Origin of the sequence: Streptomyces sp. CB02959, from assembly GCF_002803155.1 — a bacterium.
GTDB lineage: Bacteria > Actinomycetota > Actinomycetes > Streptomycetales > Streptomycetaceae > Streptomyces.
The window spans coordinates 47,374-63,718 of the sequence record NZ_NNBP01000043.1; the positions used below are offsets into that span (position 1 = coordinate 47,374).

A 16,345-nucleotide genomic window follows, 5' to 3' on the forward strand; every position below is an offset into this window, starting at 1 on the left:
CCGCGCGGCCCAACCGACAACGAAGGGGGATGCACGCCGTGCTGCTCTCGGCTACGCCCGCATCACCGATACGCGCAGTACTGGCCGTCCTGTCCGGGGCGTTGGCCGGAGCCCTCCTCTTGCTGGCCGCGCCGGTGGCGTACGCCACCGGGGACGGGCTGGTCCGCCAGGAGGTCGCCTTCCGGGGCGGCGGTGGGCTCGTCCTGCACGGCACCGTCCTCAGCAAGGCCGGAGCACCCGGCCCAGGACCTGGCATCGTGCTCGTCGGCGGCTCGGGTGCCGGGCCCAGGGAGGAGTACCGGCAGGAGGCCGAGGCGTTCGCCCAGGCCGGGATCACCACGCTCGCCTACGACAAGCGGACCGTCGGCTACTCCCGGCTCCAGCCGGACTTCGGCCTGCTGGCCGACGACGCGCTTGCCGGAGTACGGTTGTTGCAGTCCAGGAGCGGGGTGAACCCACGCCAGGTCGGGCTGTGGGGGTTCAGCGAGGGGGGCTGGGTCGCGCCGCTGGCCGCGTCGCGCTCGGCCGACGTAGGGTTCGTTGTCACCATCGGCGGGTCCGGCTACGACCCGCTGCGCACCCAAGCCTGGAACCTCACCACACATCTGCGCCACCAGGGAGCGGGCGGACCGTTCCGTCGCACCGTGGCCGGTCCCACCGCCCAATTCCTGGGCGCCACCGGGCTGTTCCCCGCGGCGGGCTACGACCCCGTGCCGGTGCTCAAGCAGCTCCACCGAACGCCGGTGCTGGCACTGTGGGGCGAGCACGACACGCAGGTGCCGCCCCAGGAGAGTGCACGGATCTTCCGCGAGACCCTGGCCCGGGCGGACAACCGGCACGCGGTCATCCGCTTCGTCGCCGGCGGTGCGCACAACGGGCACCGCACGACGGACGGCTTCGACCGGATCGGCGGCCCCCTCTTCCACGGCAAGAAGCTTGGGGAACTGGCCCCAGGCTATGCGCAGACCACGACCTCATGGGTGCGGGCCGTCGCCGCCGGCCACCCACCGGCGTCAAGCGCCACCCCCGCACCCGGACAGGCACTCGTCACCACCCCCATACCGGGGCACGCCTGGTACGCCTGGCTCGCCCCGGCATTGCTGCTCCTCGGCTTCGCCACCTATCCGGTCAGTGCCCTCCTGCGCCGGGGCCCGATCCTGCGCCCGGTGCGTTGGCTGGCCGGGCTCGGCCTGCTCGCGGTCGTGACGGCAGTAGCCTGCCCACTCGCCGTCTTCGTGGCCGGGGACAGCGCGGCGGCACCCGTGGTGTGGGGCCGCCCGGCGGTGTGGCTCGTGGTGCAGGGGTTCGCCGTCGCCGTAGCGGTGTCCGCCTGTGTCTCGACAGCCGCACTCTGGCGCCGCCGGCCGACACCGAGCTGGGCGGCCTGGCTGCGCCTGGCCCCGGTCGGGATGGCGGCGGTCGGGTTCGTGCCATGGGCGGTGTGGTGGGGTGTTGCTGCGTGACGGCCATCGTCCCACTACGACAAAACGCCTGAGAGCTACCTCGCCGGACTCCATCCCCGCGCAGCGACGATCAAAATCAGCAGCCTCCAGCAAGTCCCTTGATCGCGACTGAAGACAGTCCCTAGGGCGGCCTTGGTGTACGGCTGGCCGTAGCAGTGCCTCCGCGCCGATTCAAGCGGTCGCGAAAACCGCCCCACAGCAGCGCCCTGACACTGGTTCACGGACCGCGTTTCACAAATATGCAGGTCAGAGGCCCGCGCTGAGCAGGCCACTGCGGTGACCATGGTGGTGCTTCGCGGAGGCTGTCGAAATCGCGAGACCCCGAATCGGCTCTCCGCGCAGTGCAGTCTCCTCCCGTGTCCGGGGGCGCCACCGGACACGACCAGGGCACTTGCGGGGCTAACCCCCCGCTGGTCCACGGTGCGTTCACCCCATTCACCGCGTGCTGTCGCACGCACAAGAACCAAAGGCTTGCCATATCCACCACAAATGATCACCCGGACGACCCTCAGACGCACGGAACGCCGCCGGGCCAGCCGCACACGCCGGACCAGGCCCCCGCGGAGCGCCCTCACACCCAGGACGCCCTCACCTGGACCACCCTCGGCCCAACCGGAGCACTCTGCACCACCGGCGCAGCCCTCACCCTCACCAGACACACCGAAGCGGGCCTCGCCCTCATCCAAGCCGCAACCGCAACAGCCGGCATCCGCGCCCGAAGGTAACACCACCCCGGCCTCTGCCATCAACCTCAACCCGGCGGCAGAGGCCAACAGTTGGTCTTCCGCGACGAGTCGGCGACCAGGACAGGAACATGGCCACGGCCGGCGGCAGGGCGAGCAAACGCCGGACAGGAGCCGGGCTCGCAGCGTGACGGCGCGGGCCCGGCCGCATCTCGGGGGACAAGACGCATCAACCCAACGTCCCCAGCAGCAGAAGTTCCGGTGCCCGGCACGACCGCGGCCGCCGGGACGCGCTGAGTGGTCCGAACGCGGTCAGAGGCCGGGCGACGAAGACGACGCGGCGGCAGGCGGCGCGATATCAGGAGTGCTGGAGGAGCCACAGCCGGCAACCGTGTAGCGGTGCGGCGCCGGCATCGGTGAGGGCGGTCAGCCCAGCGTCCGACCTTGCACCGGGTCTGTCCTGGGCTGCGCGACGCGCCCGGCCCCACAGCCGGGGAGTTCCCGCGGGCTCTTCCGGCTACCGAACCTCTGCTGCTGTGGGGTCGTTAGACCGGTCACGCGTCTTGTCCCCCGAGATGCAGCCGGGCCCGTTGCACACACGCTGCGGGCTCGGTCCTGTGATGCGGGAATCGAGCTGCCGTGCCGGGCGGATGACCGAGACGGGCGGATGATGACTGTATGAACACCGCGCGCCGTCCCCTTGGGTTCGGCCCCACGGCTCCGACCGTCGCTGCCTCGGCACCTGCCCGCGGGGCTCGGGTGCCCGCCGACAGCGTCCTGCAGGGGCTTCGCCTGCCCGGAACCGATCCAGCCCGGGCCCCCTCGGCGCCCGGGCCTAGCGTTCTTCTTCGCCTCGGTGAAGAAGAACGCTTCCATCAACGGACCAGGGAGGTCGGTCGAGCCTGACGTTCCGCGCCATCCTCCGGTTCAGCCAGGCCGGGCCTGCGTGTCGCCGTTACTGACCTTTTCGGGGTGGTGTCGGGTAGTGACGGTTCTTGGTCCCTGCGCTATGCCGATGGTGTGCGGTATGCGCAGGGAGGGGGCCTGACCGCGGAGCGGCAGGTGCAGCGTGAGCAGGTTCGGTTGGAGGCTGGCGTGCGGTTTGCCCGGGGTGAGCGGACGTCGGTGATCGCGAGGGATCTGCGGGTGAGCGAGCGCCGCGTAGCCGGTGGTGTCGCCGGCCGCGTCGCGATGCACCAAACAGCGCAGTGATGTGGCGCCGCCACGCGAGTGCGGTGCATCGGCCAACCGGCTGTCCCAGAAGCGCTCGGCCCGGTCGGGCCAGGCGACCGAGGCGGCCCGGACCTGGTCGTAGACCTTCTCGATCAAAGGCCGGGCTGTGTCGCGGTCCAGGAGCTGGATGGTTCCGTCGCCGAAATCGGTTCCGGGACGGAAGTGCAGGGATCGTTTGTCGCACCGGAACTGGTTCTGGCGGGTGGCGGGGCCGTAGCCGAAGCGGCCGTAGATCGCGGCCTCGGAGGGACGGAGCGCAGCGATCGGCTCTCCGGCGGAATCGTGCAGCTCGGTCAGCTGCTTGCGCATCAGCGAGGTGAGGACGCCGCGGCGCCGGTGGGTGGGGGCCAAGCCGACCCAGGTGACGCCTGCGACCGGCAGCACGGCGCCAGGGACCGTGAGGGATCTGGTGTAGATCGCCGCGCCTCCCACGGGCGTGTCCCCGTCCAACGCAGCGACCGTGCGGTTCAACTCGATGGCGGCGCGTTCCCGGGCGAGTTCCTCATCGGACCGGTCACTGCCGTAGGTGTTGGCGATCATCCGGGCCCATGAGGCGAACTCGCCGTCGGTGACGCGGCGGAGGAGGAGGGAGGGATCAGCCACCGCGCCTGCGTAGCGGACATCGAGCCATCACGCGATCGAATTTCCCAACGAGCAGCAGCTTTTGTCCGCCGGTGGGGGCAACGTTGGCGGGAGGCTCCGTTCGCGTCCGGTGCCGGCGAGCCGGCAGGAATCGGTGCCGGTCCCGATGAGGGTGCCGTTGAACACCCGCATGGACCGGGCCGCCTGTCGACCCGGTCCATGGGACCCTTTGCCGCCAGTCCCACTGACAGCGATCAGGATCAGTACTGGATGGTGTGATTGAAGAGGATGTTCCGGGCCTTCGAGCCGCTGTCCAGGCCGTAGACGGGCCGGTCGTTGACGAAGTACTCGCGGAAGCTGGACTGCCCGGTCCGCGACATCATCGAGTTGCTCTTGGTCCAGCCGCCGTCGACCTGGGACCACAGGTCGACCAGTGCGGTGGCCACGCGGGCCTCGCAGGCGTCGCCCGGATCGATGCCGTTCGTGGAACGGTCATTGGCGAGGTTCATGGAGCTGCCGTTGCCCCAGTAGTACGTGGTGTCGTTGAAGGTGTGGAACGCCACGGCGTTGGCGAAGCCCTCGGTCCAGCCGCAGCTGGTGGAGGAGGTGCGGTTGACGTAATGGGGCGAGCAGTTGCTCACCTGCGGCCACCAGCCTTTGTAGAGCTTGCCCATGAGGGCGTGGCCCGCTTCGTGGACGGTGGTGTGCTCGGCGTCGGGGTCGTTGTCGGCCAGGTGGATCTTGTCGTCGTTGGTGGTCCAGTAGGTGCCGTCGGTGGAGCCGGGGTACCACTGGACGGTGATCGGCGTGCAGTGGCCGTCCTGCTGGCTGCTTGCCCAGCAGTTGGTCGTGGAACCACGGTTCCACCACAGCTTGTTGAGCGTGTCGAGGGCGTGCCAGGCACGGCTCTGTCCGTCGTTGGCGTACACGTTGCCCAGGCTGGTGCTGCGCGAGATGTTGTTCAGCGCATACGTGGCGGTGGAGTAGAAGCGGCCGTTACCGTCGACCACCGACCACATGCGGCCGGCCTGGGTCTGGAACTCCACCCATGCCTGGGGGGTGACGGAGGCCCTCGGGGCGTAGCAGAGGTTGAACTTGCCGTCGCCGTTGCCGGTCATTCCCGTGGCGAGCTTCTGCGTAGCGCTGCCGGCGGTCGGCTTGCCCCACAGGGTGATGTTGGCGTTGCTGACCGGCTCGTCCCGGTTGGCCTTGCCGTTCCAACTGCCGCCCTCGGCGGACTGGAAGCGGTTGCGGAAGGTGCCGCTGACGCAGACCTGGGCGTTGGACGTGGCTGCGGCGGCGCGCGGGGCGGCAGGGGCCGAGGCAGCCGAGGCGCGGGCAGAGACAGGGGCGGGGGCAGCGGCCTTGGGGGTCACCGGGCGCGCCTTGCGGGCGCCGGCCCCGGGGCGGTGGACCGGGGCCGCGCCGGCCTTGGTGACCGAGACGCCCTTGCCGGAGGAGCCCTTCGACGTCCCGACGGTGAGTTCCAACGAGTCGTGCCCGGCACGACGCGGGTCGGGGCGGTCGATGTCGGTGACGTCCGCCTGGATCTGGGCGGGTCCGGCGGCGACGGCCTTGACCTGGAGTTTGATGGTGCGGGTGCCCGGGGTGAGGGCGAACGTCCGGCTGGTGCGCTGGCCGAAGGTGTCCGTGGTGGGTGCAGCGAGGCCGGATCTCTCGCCGGTCATCTGGATCGCGGGCGGCAGTTGGAGGGACAGTCCGGCGTGCCTGACGTCGGACTGCGCCGTGACGTTCACGGTGAGGGTGGCCTGCTCGCCGACAGCAGGCAGGTGGTCGAGGGAAGTGGTGACGCCGAGGCAACTGAGCGGCGCCTCGGAGCCTTTCGCCGTGGCACGGATCGTGCAGGTGTGGTCGGCCGGGGTGGTCGTACCCGCGAACGCGGACGGCACGACGACCACTGACAGACAGGCTCCTAAGCCTGCCAGCGCGGCCAGAGCGGCGGGTCTGGTGACCCGTATTCGGGACATGGGCATGCCTTTCTGCGGCGTGCACGACCCCGGTCTGGCACGACCGGGTCCGGTGCACGCAGGCAGAGCTGTGAGGGAAGTAGGGACTGCACCCCGGCCACTGCGGCGTTCAACCAGCACATCAATCGTTGGCCACAGCGCCACCCTGGGTGACAGTGGCCGACACCATATCCCGATGGACCGCGCATGTCATCTCTTAAGGCAGAAGAAGAGAGCGAAACGGGCGTGAACGAAGCACAGTTGACGTTCCGTCCACCGGCCCGAAGTCCAACAACTACGGCCCGAGGCAGCGACCTCAACAGCGAGTCGATCTGCCGCCGCGGTCGGCTTTCCGCACGAAGGACACGACGGGACGGCTCGAAGCAGCCGCCCGCGGTGGACCCGCTCAACAGCGGTTGCGGAGCATTCCGTTCGGTACCGTCTGTCCACCAGACCCATGAGGAGAAGACCGTCGAGCAGGACCGGCGCATCTCCCACCCGCCGGCCACCGTCCAGCACGGGTGGAACACCCTGAGGGGAGAGGCCCCGACCAGGTGCGCCTCCACCTCGCCCACCGCACCAGAACAGGCCGCGCACGAACCGGCTCAGCCGTCGCAGAGCGCTTCGTGGCCGAAACATCGGAGCAGGGCGGGCTTGTCCCAAGGCCGTGAAGTTAAGAGTGACCGGCAAATGGTGGGGCGGGGCCGCTGAGACGGGCCCGAATGCAAGGCGAGGCACGAGCCTGAGTGATCATGGAGTTCTTGACGCTCAGTGATCACCCGGAGGGCTCGTGCCTGCGGTCCCATCATCTCTTCTGGAACCCCTGTGGGATCAGTTCGCCGCTCTGCTGCATGTGCGGGGCAGATACGCCAAGAGTCATCCATTGGGCTGCCACCGGCGACGGGTTCCGGACCGCACTGTCTTCGAGCACATCGTGCTCGCGCTGGTCCACGGCTCCGGCTACGAGCGCATCTCCGCCCCGGGATGCTCCGACCGCACGATCAGACGGCGTGTCAAAGAGTGGGCCACGCTCGGGATATCCGAGAAGGTTCACGCCCTCGCACTCGAGGCGTACGACCGGATGATCGGCCTCGGGCTGGGCGAGATCTCGGTGGACGGCTGTATCACCAAGGCCCCATCCGGTGGCGAGAGGGCGGGGCGGTCGCCGGTAGACCGAGGTAAGCAGGGGCTGAAACGCTCGGTCGCGTCCGACGCGTGCGGTGTCCCGCTCGGGATCGTCTCCGACGGGGCCAACCGGCACGACTCGTCCCTGCTCGGCCCCACCCTGGACGCGGCGAAAGCTCAGGCCGGTGCGATGCCGGCGACGGTCAACGTCAACCTCGACCGTGGCTACGACAGTTCCAAGTCCCGTGCACTGATAACAGAGTTGGGATTCACGGCCGAGATCGCACGCAAGGGTGTGTGCCGGACCCGATCCAGACCGGCAAACGCCGGGTGGTCGAGCGCACCCACGCGTGGATGAACGACTACGGCATGCTGCGGCACCGCACCGAGAAGAGCGGCAGCATCGTGGACTTCTACCTCGCCGCCGCACTTGTCACCCTCCGCATGCTGATCCGCCGAGCAACGAGCCGCTATCGCTGGGACGGCCGCCCCACCACCCGGCGCCTCAAGTGATCCACTTACCGGTCGGCCCAAGGGGAGAGAGGGCCGGGCGTGCGCGAAGGGGGCCGTCGTAAAGCGGCGTAACGAAGCGCGACAGTGCCTCCTTGGGCCGACGCGCCCAGGGTGCCTGACCACCCTGGGCGAGCCAGCCGGACACCGGGGCGGCAGCGTCATACCGGGGGATGACGAAGGGGGTGTGGTTAATCCTCTGGGGTGGGCCGAGGACGGTCACACAGGTTGACGCCCGGGGCCTGTGGGCTGCGGACGATGGATACCGATGTTCCTCTGCCCGCTCGCCGTGGCGGTGCGGAGGCGGCCCTCCCTCGTTCCGACAGGAGTCCTTTCCCGTGAGTACCCTCAACTCCGGCGTCTCCACCGCCACCCGCGCCACCGCGGCGCTCGCCCGTGCTGCGGACCTCAGCAAGGTCTACGGACAGGGCGAGACCCGGGTGGTCGCCCTGGACGCGGTCTCCGTCGACTTCCGCCAGGCCCAGTTCACCGCGATCATGGGCCCCTCCGGGTCCGGCAAGTCGACGCTGATGCACTGCATGGCCGGTCTGGACGCGATCTCCGGCGGGTCCGCGAAGATCGGCGACGTCGAGCTGACCGGGCTGAAGGACAAGAAGCTCACCCAGCTGCGGCGCGACAAGATCGGTTTCGTCTTCCAGGCGTTCAACCTCCTCCCGACGCTGACCGCGCTGGAGAACATCACCCTGCCCATGGACATCGCGGGCCGGAAGCCGGACCGCGCCTGGCTGGACCGCGTCGTGGAGACCGTCGGCCTGGCCGGCCGGCTCAAGCACCGCCCGAGCCAGCTCTCCGGCGGCCAGCAGCAGCGCGTGGCGGTGGCCCGCGCCCTGGCCTCCCGGCCCGAGATCATCTTCGCCGACGAGCCCACCGGCAACCTCGACTCCCGCTCCGGCGCCGAGGTGCTGGGCTTCCTGCGCAACTCCGTGCGCGAGCTGGGCCAGACCGTGGTGATGGTGACCCACGACCCCGTCGCCGCGTCGTACGCGGACCGCGTCATATTCCTCGCCGACGGCCGGATCGTCGACGACATGCCCGACCCCAGCGCCGAGATGGTGCTGGAGCAGATGAAGGGCTTCGACGCCAAGGGCCGTACGAGCTGACCGACAGCAGCCGACCCCGCCACCCCCGACCTCTCCTCCAGGACTGACCACCCATGTTCCGTACCGCCTTGCGCAATGTGCTCGCGCACAAGGCCCGGCTGCTGATGACCGTACTCGCCGTGATGCTCGGCGTGGCCTTCGTCTCCGGCACCCTGGTCTTCACCTCGACCATCTCCGACGCCAGCCAGGGCAGCTCCCGCAAGGGCTTCGACAACGTCGACGTGGCCATCAAGCCATCCGGCAACACCCAGAGCACACCCGGTGCGCGCTCCCCGGTCGACCAGAAGCTGCTCGACAAGGCCGCGCACCTGCCCGGCGCCGCCTCCGCCACCGGCACCGTCTCCGGCTTCACCGCCATCGCCGACAAGAGCGGCAAGCTGATCGGCGACGGCTTCTCGACCGACGGCGGCAACTACTTCCCCGGCGCCGACGGCAAGGACGCCCGCTATCCGATGCGGGACGGCGCCGCCCCCAAGAGCGCCGACCAGTTCGCGCTGGACGCCCACACCGCCGACCGCGGCGGCTACAAGGTCGGCGACACCGTCCGGATATCCGTCGACGGCCCGGTCCGCGAGCAGAAGCTGACTGGCATCTTCACCACCGACGACGGCACGGTCGCCGTCGGCGGCACCCTCGCACTGTTCGACACCGCCACCGCCCAGAAGATGTTCACCGCGCCCGGTGAATTCAGCGAGATCGACATCAAGGCTGCCCCCGGCACCTCTCAGACAGCCTTGAAGGACGCGGTCGAGAAGATCCTGCCCAAGCAAGGCGCCACCGCCACCACAGGCAAACAACTCGGTGACGACCAGGCAAAGTTCATCGCCACCACCATGGATGGCATGAAGAACGCGCTGCTGGCCTTCGCCGGTGTCGCCCTCTTCGTCGGTATTTTCATCATCGCCAACACCTTCACCATGCTGGTCGCCCAGCGCACCAAGGAACTGGCGCTGCTGCGCGCGGTCGGCGCCAGCCGCCGCCAGATCACCCGCTCGGTGCTGATCGAGGCGCTCGTCGTCGGCACGGTGGCCGCAGTGACCGGGTTGCTGGCCGGTATCGGCATCGCCGCCGTACTCCGCGCACTGGTGAGTGCCACCGGCGCGAAGGTGCCCGACGGCCCGCTGGTGATCTCGCCGTCCACGATCCTCACGTCCCTGCTGGTCGGCACCGTCGTCACGGTCCTGGCCGCCTGGCTGCCGGGCCGCCGGGCCGCGAAGATCCCGCCGATCGCCGCGATGAACAGCCTGCACGCCACCGCCACCACCAAGTCGCTGGTGGTCCGCAACACCATCGGTGCGCTCTTCGCGGGCGCCGGCACGGCCGCGGTCCTGACCGCCACCGGGATGTCCTACAGCGGGTCCAGCCGTGCCATCATGGGCGTCGGTGTGGGGCTGCTGCTGATCGGCGTGCTGGTCCTGACGCCGCTGCTGTCCCGCCCGCTGATCGCACTGGCCGCCCCCGCGCTGCGGCTGTTCGGTATCTCCGGCGTCCTCGCCCGGCAGAACGCGGTCCGCAACCCGCGCCGCACGGCCGCCACCGCCTCCGCGCTGATGATCGGACTGATGCTGATCACCGGCATGACGGCAGTCGCGGGCAGCGCCCAGCAAGCCATCGACAAGTTGGCCACCGCCTCGCTGAAGGCCGACTACATGGTCTCCATGTCGAGCCGGACGCCGCTCTCCCCCGACGTGGCCAAGAAACTCGCGTCCACAGACGAGGTCACCGCGTCCAGCCCGCTGCGCAACTCCCCGGCCCGGATCGGCACCGGCACCGAGTTCCTGACCGGCGTCAACGGCAAGGACTTCGGCAAGCTCACCCAGCTCGACTTCAGCGAGGGCGCCCTCGGCACCCTCAGCGGCGACCGCGCCGTCGTCGACGACAGCACCGCCAAGGAGAAAGGCTGGCACACCGGCTCCCGCCTCCCGGTGACCTTCGAGGACGGCAAGCGGGGCACCCTCACCATCGGCGGCGTCTACCAGCGCAACCAGATCATCCACGGCATCATCCTCGACAACGCCACCCTCGCCCCACACCAGAAGCACATCACCGACATGCAGGTGATGGTCAAGACCAAGGACGGCGCGACCGCGGCGTCCAAGGACAAGCTGGTCACGGCGCTCGGCAAGAACCCGGCGATCACCGTCGCGGACAAGAAGGACGTCTCCGGCGACATCGCCAAGATGATCACCCTGATGCTGAACATGCTCTACGGCCTGCTGGCAATGACGGTGATCGTCGCGGTGCTCGGCGTCATCAACACCCTGGCGATGTCGGTCTTCGAACGCGCCCAGGAGATCGGATTGCTGCGCGCCATCGGCCTGGACCGCCGCGGCATCAAGCAGATGGTCCGCCTGGAGTCGCTGGTGATCTCCCTCTTCGGCGGAGTACTCGGCATCGGCCTCGGCGTCTTCTTCGCCTGGGCGACCGGCGAGCTGATCAAGGCCACCGGCCAACTGTCGACCTACGAAACGGTGCTGCCCTGGGGCCGGATGGGTCTCTTCCTCGCCCTCGCCGCAATGGTCGGCGTATTGGCCGCGCTGTGGCCGGCCCGGCGGGCAGCGAAGCTCAACATGCTCCAGGCCATCAAGGCCGAGTAGCCCGGCCGCCACGGAACCGCCCTGAACGCCCCGAAGGCCCCGGTGCCACGCCCTGCGCGCGACACGGGGCCCTCGGGCCGACCGGTAAGTGCATCACTTGAGGCGCCGGGTGGTGGGGCGGCCGTCCCAGCGATAGCGGCTCGTTGCTCGGCGGATCAGCATGCGGAGGGTGACAAGTGCGGCGGCGAGGTAGAGGTAGAAGTCCACGATGCTGCCGCTCTTCTCGGTGCAGTGCCGCAGCTTGCCGTAGTCGTTCATCCACGCGTGGGTGCGCTCGACCACCCGGCGTTTGCCGGTCTGGATCGGAGCCGGCACACCCTTGCGTGCGATCTCGGCCGTGAATCCCAACTCTGTTATCAGTGCATGGGACTTGGAACTGTCGTAGCCACGGTCGAGGTTGACGTTGACCGTCGCCGGCATCGCACCGACCTGCCCTCCGAGTGATCACTGAGCGTCAAGAACTCCACGATCACGCAGGCTCGTGCCTGCCTTGCATTCGGGCCCGTCTCAGCGGCCCCGCCCCACCATTTGCCGGTCGCCCTAAGGCTCGGGTGGCGTTGTCCAGGGGACGTGGGCGGTGGTTTCACCGGACATGAGAAGCGGAGCCCCGGTAGAACTGGCAGTCGTCCAAGACAAGCCGTTCACAAGGACCGAAAGGCTCCGCTGTCCGAACTGTGTGCCATCACCCCTGCCGTCACGGTGGCTGAAGGTCGGTTTGCGCCCGGTCATCTCGGTGAACTCACCCAGCTCGTCCCATTCGAGATGGTCGACGAGGCCCTGAGCACCACCAGGGCCGTGCAGTCGCGGCTGCGGGATCTGCCCTCCCGAGTCGTGATCTATCTGGTCCTGGCCGCGTGTCTGTTCCTGGAGGTGGGATACCTCGGCGTGTGGCGCAAGCTCACAGGGGCCTCGGCAGGCTTGCGGGTAGCCTCGCCGACGGCGAGCGCGCTGGTCCAAGCCCGCCGACGTGTCGGCAGCAGACCGCTGTTCGACCTGCTGCGCGCCCGGCCGCAACCCCGCACGGACCAGGGGTCCGCCGGCGCGGGCTGCTGGTGGTCGCGCTCGACGGCACCACCCTGACCGTGCCCGACACCCCCGCCGTCCTAACAGGTTCACCAAGCAGGCAGGCAACCACGGCGGCACCAGATACCCGCAGCTCCGCCTGCTGGCTCTGGTCGCCTGCGGCACCCGCACCCTCATCGACGCCGTGTTCGGCCCGACCATCGCGGGCGAGACCACCTACGCCCCACGCCTGCTGCCCAGCCTGCGGACCGGGATGATCCTGCTGGCCGACCACAACTTCGCCGCCCAAAGGCTCCTGGCCGACATCGCGGCCACCGGTGCCGAGGTGCTGGTCCAGCTCAAGAACGGCCGCCGGATGCCGGTACTGGCTCGCTTTCCCGACGGCTCCTACCTATCGACACTGGGGGACCTACGCGTACGTGTGATCGACTGCGAGATCACCGTCACCACCTCCGCCCGGAAACCCACCAGCCTCTACCGACTGGCCACGACCCTGCTCGACCACCAGCACCACCCGGCAGCCGAGTTGACCACGCTGTACCACCAGCGCTGGGAGATCGAAACGGCCTACCTGGAACTGAAGTCCACCATTCTCGGCGGCCGTGTCCTGCGCGCCCGCACCCCCGAAGGCATCGACCAGGAGATCTACGCCCTGGTCGTGGTCTACCAGCTGCTGCGAACCGCCATGGCCGACGCCACCAGCACCCAGCCCGGCACCGACCCGGACCGGGCCGGCTTCTCCATCGCCTGGCAGACCGCCCGCGACCAGATCATCCTGGCCGCGGGCATCATCGCCGACACCGTCATCGACCTGGCCGGCACCATCGGCCGGCACGTCCTGGCCGACTTCCTGCCCCAGCGGCGGCCACGCGTCAGCCCCCGCATCGTCAAACGCGCCATCTCCAAGTACCAGGCCCGAGGCCCCCGTATCGACCGCACCAGCTACAAAGCCACCACCGGCATCGAAATCTCCACCCCCGCAGGCCCTTGACAACATGCCCAAACCACAAACTGAACGGCCTTGCTGCTAGCCCGGCCGGCCCTGCTGGCCCTGAGGGGACGGCGAGGAAGGACGGGACGCCGGGCCGGGACGGTGCTCCGGGCCGGGACGGGCAGACCTGCCCGACCGGGTATCGGCTCCAGGCCCCGACGGGCGACCCGGATGCGCTGGTGTGCCGCCGCGACGGCGCTCCCGCGTCGCCAGATCCCGGGCCGTCAACATCGCAGCCGGCCGCCCTCGCCCCGGACCGGCGGCGCACTTACTGACTTTTTCGGGGTGGTGTCGGGGACGGTGTTGTGATCGTGAGTCCGGTTTCCGCGAGACAGCCGTCGAGCAGGTGGGGTCTGCGTTGGATGCAGGCGAGGCCGTGTCGGAGGGTCTGCGTGAGGTGGTCGGGGTTCTCGAATGCGACGTTGGCCATGTAGCGCCTGCGCAGGAGCGACCAGATGCCCTCGACCGGGTGGAGGTCCGGTGCAAAGCTGGGGAGTTGGACGATGGTGAGCCAGTCGTGGCCCTCGGCATACTTGCGCAGGTCGGCGGCCCGGTGGGTGTTCAGATGGTCCCAGACCACCACGAGCGGGCCACCGAGCTGGATATGAGCGCGCACGAGCAGGTCTCGGTAGTCGGTCCAGGCGAAGCTCTTGCGAGCGCCTTTGAGCGGCATGTGGAACCGGGGCCGGTAGATGAGCCGAGATGGCTCGCCGGGCTTGTAACAGGCCGCGGCGGCGACGGAGATACGACGCCTGGAGCGGCCGCGGACGCGCACGACGGGGGTGTGTCCGCGGCGGCTCCAGGTATGGGCGGTAAGCAGCGTCATCGCGGACCCGGCCTCGTCGTCAAAGACGATCCAAGCCCCGAGCGCCGCCGCGGTGCTTCGAACCTGCGGCCACACGTCCTTCTTCCACAACCCGACGGCGTCCTCGTCCCGTTCCACAGCCCGCCGGGCCGGGCTCCGCCAAGACCAGCCGTGCCGATGCAGCACGCGCCACACCCCGGCAACCGAGCAGACGAGGCGGAAACGGCGCTCAATCACCGCGCGCACCCGCTCCAGCGTCCAACGCTGGTCCTCCCAACCATGAGCCGTCGGCCCCCGGCCGAGCTCCACCTCCAACAGCGCGAACTGCTCATCCGACACCATCGACGCCTTCGGCGGACCGACCGAGCGCAATGCCTCGACGCCGCCTTCCCGCCAGGCCCGACGCCAGCGCTCCACCGAGCGCTCGCTCACCCGCAGATCCCTCGCGATCACCGACGTCCGCTCACCCCGGGCAAACCGCACGCCAGCCCCCAACCGAACCTGCCCACGCTGCACCTGCCGCTCCGCGGTCAGGCCCCCTCCCTGCGCATACCGCACACCATCGGCATAGCACAGGGATCAAGAACCGTCACTACCCGACACCACCCCGAAAAGGTCAGTAGATGAGTTTGCCAAGACTGCGCCAGAGCTCGCTTCCCTACTTCGCGTCGTGGTCAAGGAGTTGGAAGATCCTCGGGTTCATGGTTTCGGGATCTCCGCCGACGGAATTAGCATGTTGCATAACGCGGCACATGCTTTTCGGAACTTGGAAGACAGTGCTCGCTTGCTAGCCAAAGCGGCACAGAGACTAAAACCTTGCCGGATGACGCAACTCGCCTTGTCGATGCGGCGGGACAACTCACGAATCTCGAGGGCAATGCGAGGGTTCCATCTCTCGCCTCCCAAAAGTTGTTGACGGCGGCACCATCGCTTAACGGTATCCCAGACAACGCCAAAATCATTTCGCGCGCAGCAGACAAAGCGATGCGTGCTGCTCAGGCGATGGGTGATGGGTGATGGGTGATCGGCGCTTCGCAAGGCGAGTTGCCCACCCAGTTGTAGCCAAGCGGTATAAGGCTGGGACCAGTTCCGCTTCTGAGGCAGGGACGGGCGTGGAGGGGTTGGCTCGATTGCTGTTCCGTCGCTGCGCACGAGGCGTGGCGCATCTCGTTCTGGCAGGGTGACCGCGGCGAGTGCTGGTGTCCGGATCGCGACGAGCCGGGTTTGCTGGACTGTCCGGAGGCGTGAACGCGAAGTCACGTTCAACGCCGCAGGAGCCCCCGCCCGGATCAGGCAGGGGCTCCTGCCTCTCGCGGCTGCGGTTAGCCCTCGGCGTGCTTGAGTCGCATGCGGGCCGTCACGAGGTCGGGCCCTGACAACGCGTCCCAGTGGGGGTGTCCGTGGACTCGTTCGATGAGGTCGAGGAGTTTCGCGCGGTGGTCGGCCTCGGTCTGCTTCTCGTCGTCGCTCCAGCCGAGTGACGGGTCCCGTCGGCGTTCGAGCAAGTAGCCTCCGCCGGGCTTGTCGTGCCAGCCGTCCAGGGGTTCCGGGGCGTGGGGGCGTCGACGTACGCCTTGAGCTTAGTGTCGGCCTGCCGGAGGTTGTGTTGCAGTTGCACCAGGTCGTCGGGGAAGTCGTCGCTCACTTCGCCGAAGTTTACTCCGCGGGTCGAACATGGGTGCGCATCGGCGTGACAGACAGGGGCCGATGGCCTCCACGGCGTAATGATCGTCGGGCTGATCGGATCCTGTGGGGCCAGGCCGGGCCGCGCAGGGGCCATTGGTTCGGCGATCAGGACAACCCGTCAAGTACAGGTAAAATAAGGGACAATCGGGTGTTTTACGACACAGTCGGCGCGCTAGCCTGATGAAGGTAGATGATCTCAACCCTCCGGGAGGGCATCATGACCGTCTTCGCCATATTCGGATTCCGCAGGCCGGGCAGGGTCTGTCACACCTACTACCGCAACCACCGCCGGTACACCCGTTGCTACTGACCGAGCACCTTGCTAGGGGCCAGCGCCAGACGCTGGTCCCTGCGGCTGCAGCAACGACCACGAGCAGGATCCTCCGTGCCACAAGCGAGCCAGATCGGGCAGGGAACCACGGGGAACGGCGTCCGCAACGCAGCTATGGGCGCCTCATCCTCACCGGCAAGTAGCCGTGCCAGTCGCGCTCGTTCCATAGCAACCCCCACCGCGATTCTGCCGCACCGCATACGCAGAACGGCTCCTAGAAGGCTCATG

9 protein-coding genes and 3 pseudogenes are annotated in these 16,345 nt (G+C 68.6%); 6 read left to right on the forward strand and 6 right to left on the reverse strand.

Translation table 11 applies throughout. The features are described from left to right. Positions 1-29 precede the first annotated feature (29 nt). The gene (locus tag CG747_RS42650) at positions 30-1,463 is read left to right on the forward strand and encodes a S9 family peptidase (RefSeq protein ID WP_257981117.1); all 1,434 of its coding nucleotides are present in this window, start codon (positions 30-32) and stop codon (positions 1,461-1,463) included. 1,610 nt (positions 1,464-3,073) lie between these two features. Here CG747_RS42650 and CG747_RS42655 read toward each other — a convergent pair. After that, positions 3,074-3,982: a GNAT family N-acetyltransferase gene (locus CG747_RS42655; RefSeq protein WP_257981118.1), complete on the reverse strand. Its 909-nt coding sequence runs from the start codon at positions 3,980-3,982 to the stop codon at positions 3,074-3,076. Positions 3,983-4,221: 239 nt separating this feature from the next. Further along, a complete protein-coding gene (locus CG747_RS42660) occupies positions 4,222-5,880 on the reverse strand; it encodes a mycolysin (protein WP_257981119.1) in 1,659 nt (552 codons plus the stop codon). Positions 5,881-6,718: 838 nt separating this feature from the next. Here CG747_RS42660 and CG747_RS42665 point away from each other — a divergent pair. The 3 genes and pseudogenes from CG747_RS42665 to CG747_RS42675 all read left to right on the forward strand — a co-directional run bounded on the left by CG747_RS42665 (position 6,719) and on the right by CG747_RS42675 (position 11,281). Continuing rightward, positions 6,719-7,566 (forward strand): annotated as a pseudogene (locus CG747_RS42665) (IS5 family transposase). A gap of 335 nt (positions 7,567-7,901) precedes the next feature. Next, a complete protein-coding gene (locus tag CG747_RS42670) occupies positions 7,902-8,684 on the forward strand; it encodes an ABC transporter ATP-binding protein (protein ID WP_100607269.1) in 783 nt (260 codons plus the stop codon). A 53-nt stretch (positions 8,685-8,737) separates the two neighbouring features. After that, positions 8,738-11,281, forward strand: coding sequence for an ABC transporter permease (locus tag CG747_RS42675; RefSeq protein ID WP_100607270.1), 2,544 nt, complete (start codon positions 8,738-8,740; stop codon positions 11,279-11,281). 93 nt (positions 11,282-11,374) lie between these two features. Here CG747_RS42675 and CG747_RS42680 read toward each other — a convergent pair. Continuing rightward, positions 11,375-11,713 (reverse strand): annotated as a pseudogene (locus CG747_RS42680) (transposase); the annotation flags it as partial. A gap of 267 nt (positions 11,714-11,980) precedes the next feature. On the opposite strand from CG747_RS42680, the gene CG747_RS50365 reads away from it, so the two are divergent. Together CG747_RS50365 and CG747_RS42685 are read left to right on the forward strand one after the other, a co-directional pair. Next, complete coding sequence (locus CG747_RS50365; protein ID WP_257981120.1) at positions 11,981-12,361, forward strand: transposase domain-containing protein; 381 nt, start codon at positions 11,981-11,983, stop codon at positions 12,359-12,361. Continuing rightward, entirely contained in the window at positions 12,249-13,295 is a 1,047-nt protein-coding gene (locus tag CG747_RS42685) for an IS4 family transposase (protein ID WP_257981121.1), read from the forward strand. Before CG747_RS50365 ends, CG747_RS42685 begins: the two co-directional genes overlap by 113 nt. 268 nt (positions 13,296-13,563) lie before the next feature. Here CG747_RS42685 and CG747_RS48970 read toward each other — a convergent pair whose 3' ends face one another. The 3 genes and pseudogenes from CG747_RS48970 to CG747_RS42700 all read right to left on the reverse strand — a co-directional run bounded on the left by CG747_RS48970 (position 13,564) and on the right by CG747_RS42700 (position 15,605). After that, on the reverse strand, positions 13,564-14,532 hold the full coding sequence (locus tag CG747_RS48970) for an IS630 family transposase (RefSeq protein ID WP_374701892.1): 969 nt from the start codon (positions 14,530-14,532) through the stop codon (positions 13,564-13,566). Next, positions 14,518-14,658, reverse strand: a pseudogene (locus CG747_RS50850) (transposase); the annotation flags it as partial. The pseudogene CG747_RS50850 and the gene CG747_RS48970, both read right to left, overlap by 15 nt. A 764-nt stretch (positions 14,659-15,422) precedes the next feature. Further along, positions 15,423-15,605: a hypothetical protein gene (locus CG747_RS42700; RefSeq protein WP_100607272.1), complete on the reverse strand. Its 183-nt coding sequence runs from the start codon at positions 15,603-15,605 to the stop codon at positions 15,423-15,425. Between the last annotated feature and the right edge of the window lie 740 nt (positions 15,606-16,345).

Bases quoted from the DNA above. Each gene is read 5' to 3' on its own strand.
- CG747_RS42650 (WP_257981117.1), top strand. From the start codon at position 30: ATGCACGCCGTGCTGCTCTCGGCTACGCCCGCATCACCGATACGCGCA.
- CG747_RS42675 (WP_100607270.1), top strand. From the start codon at position 8,738: ATGTTCCGTACCGCCTTGCGCAATGTGCTCGCGCACAAGGCCCGGCTG.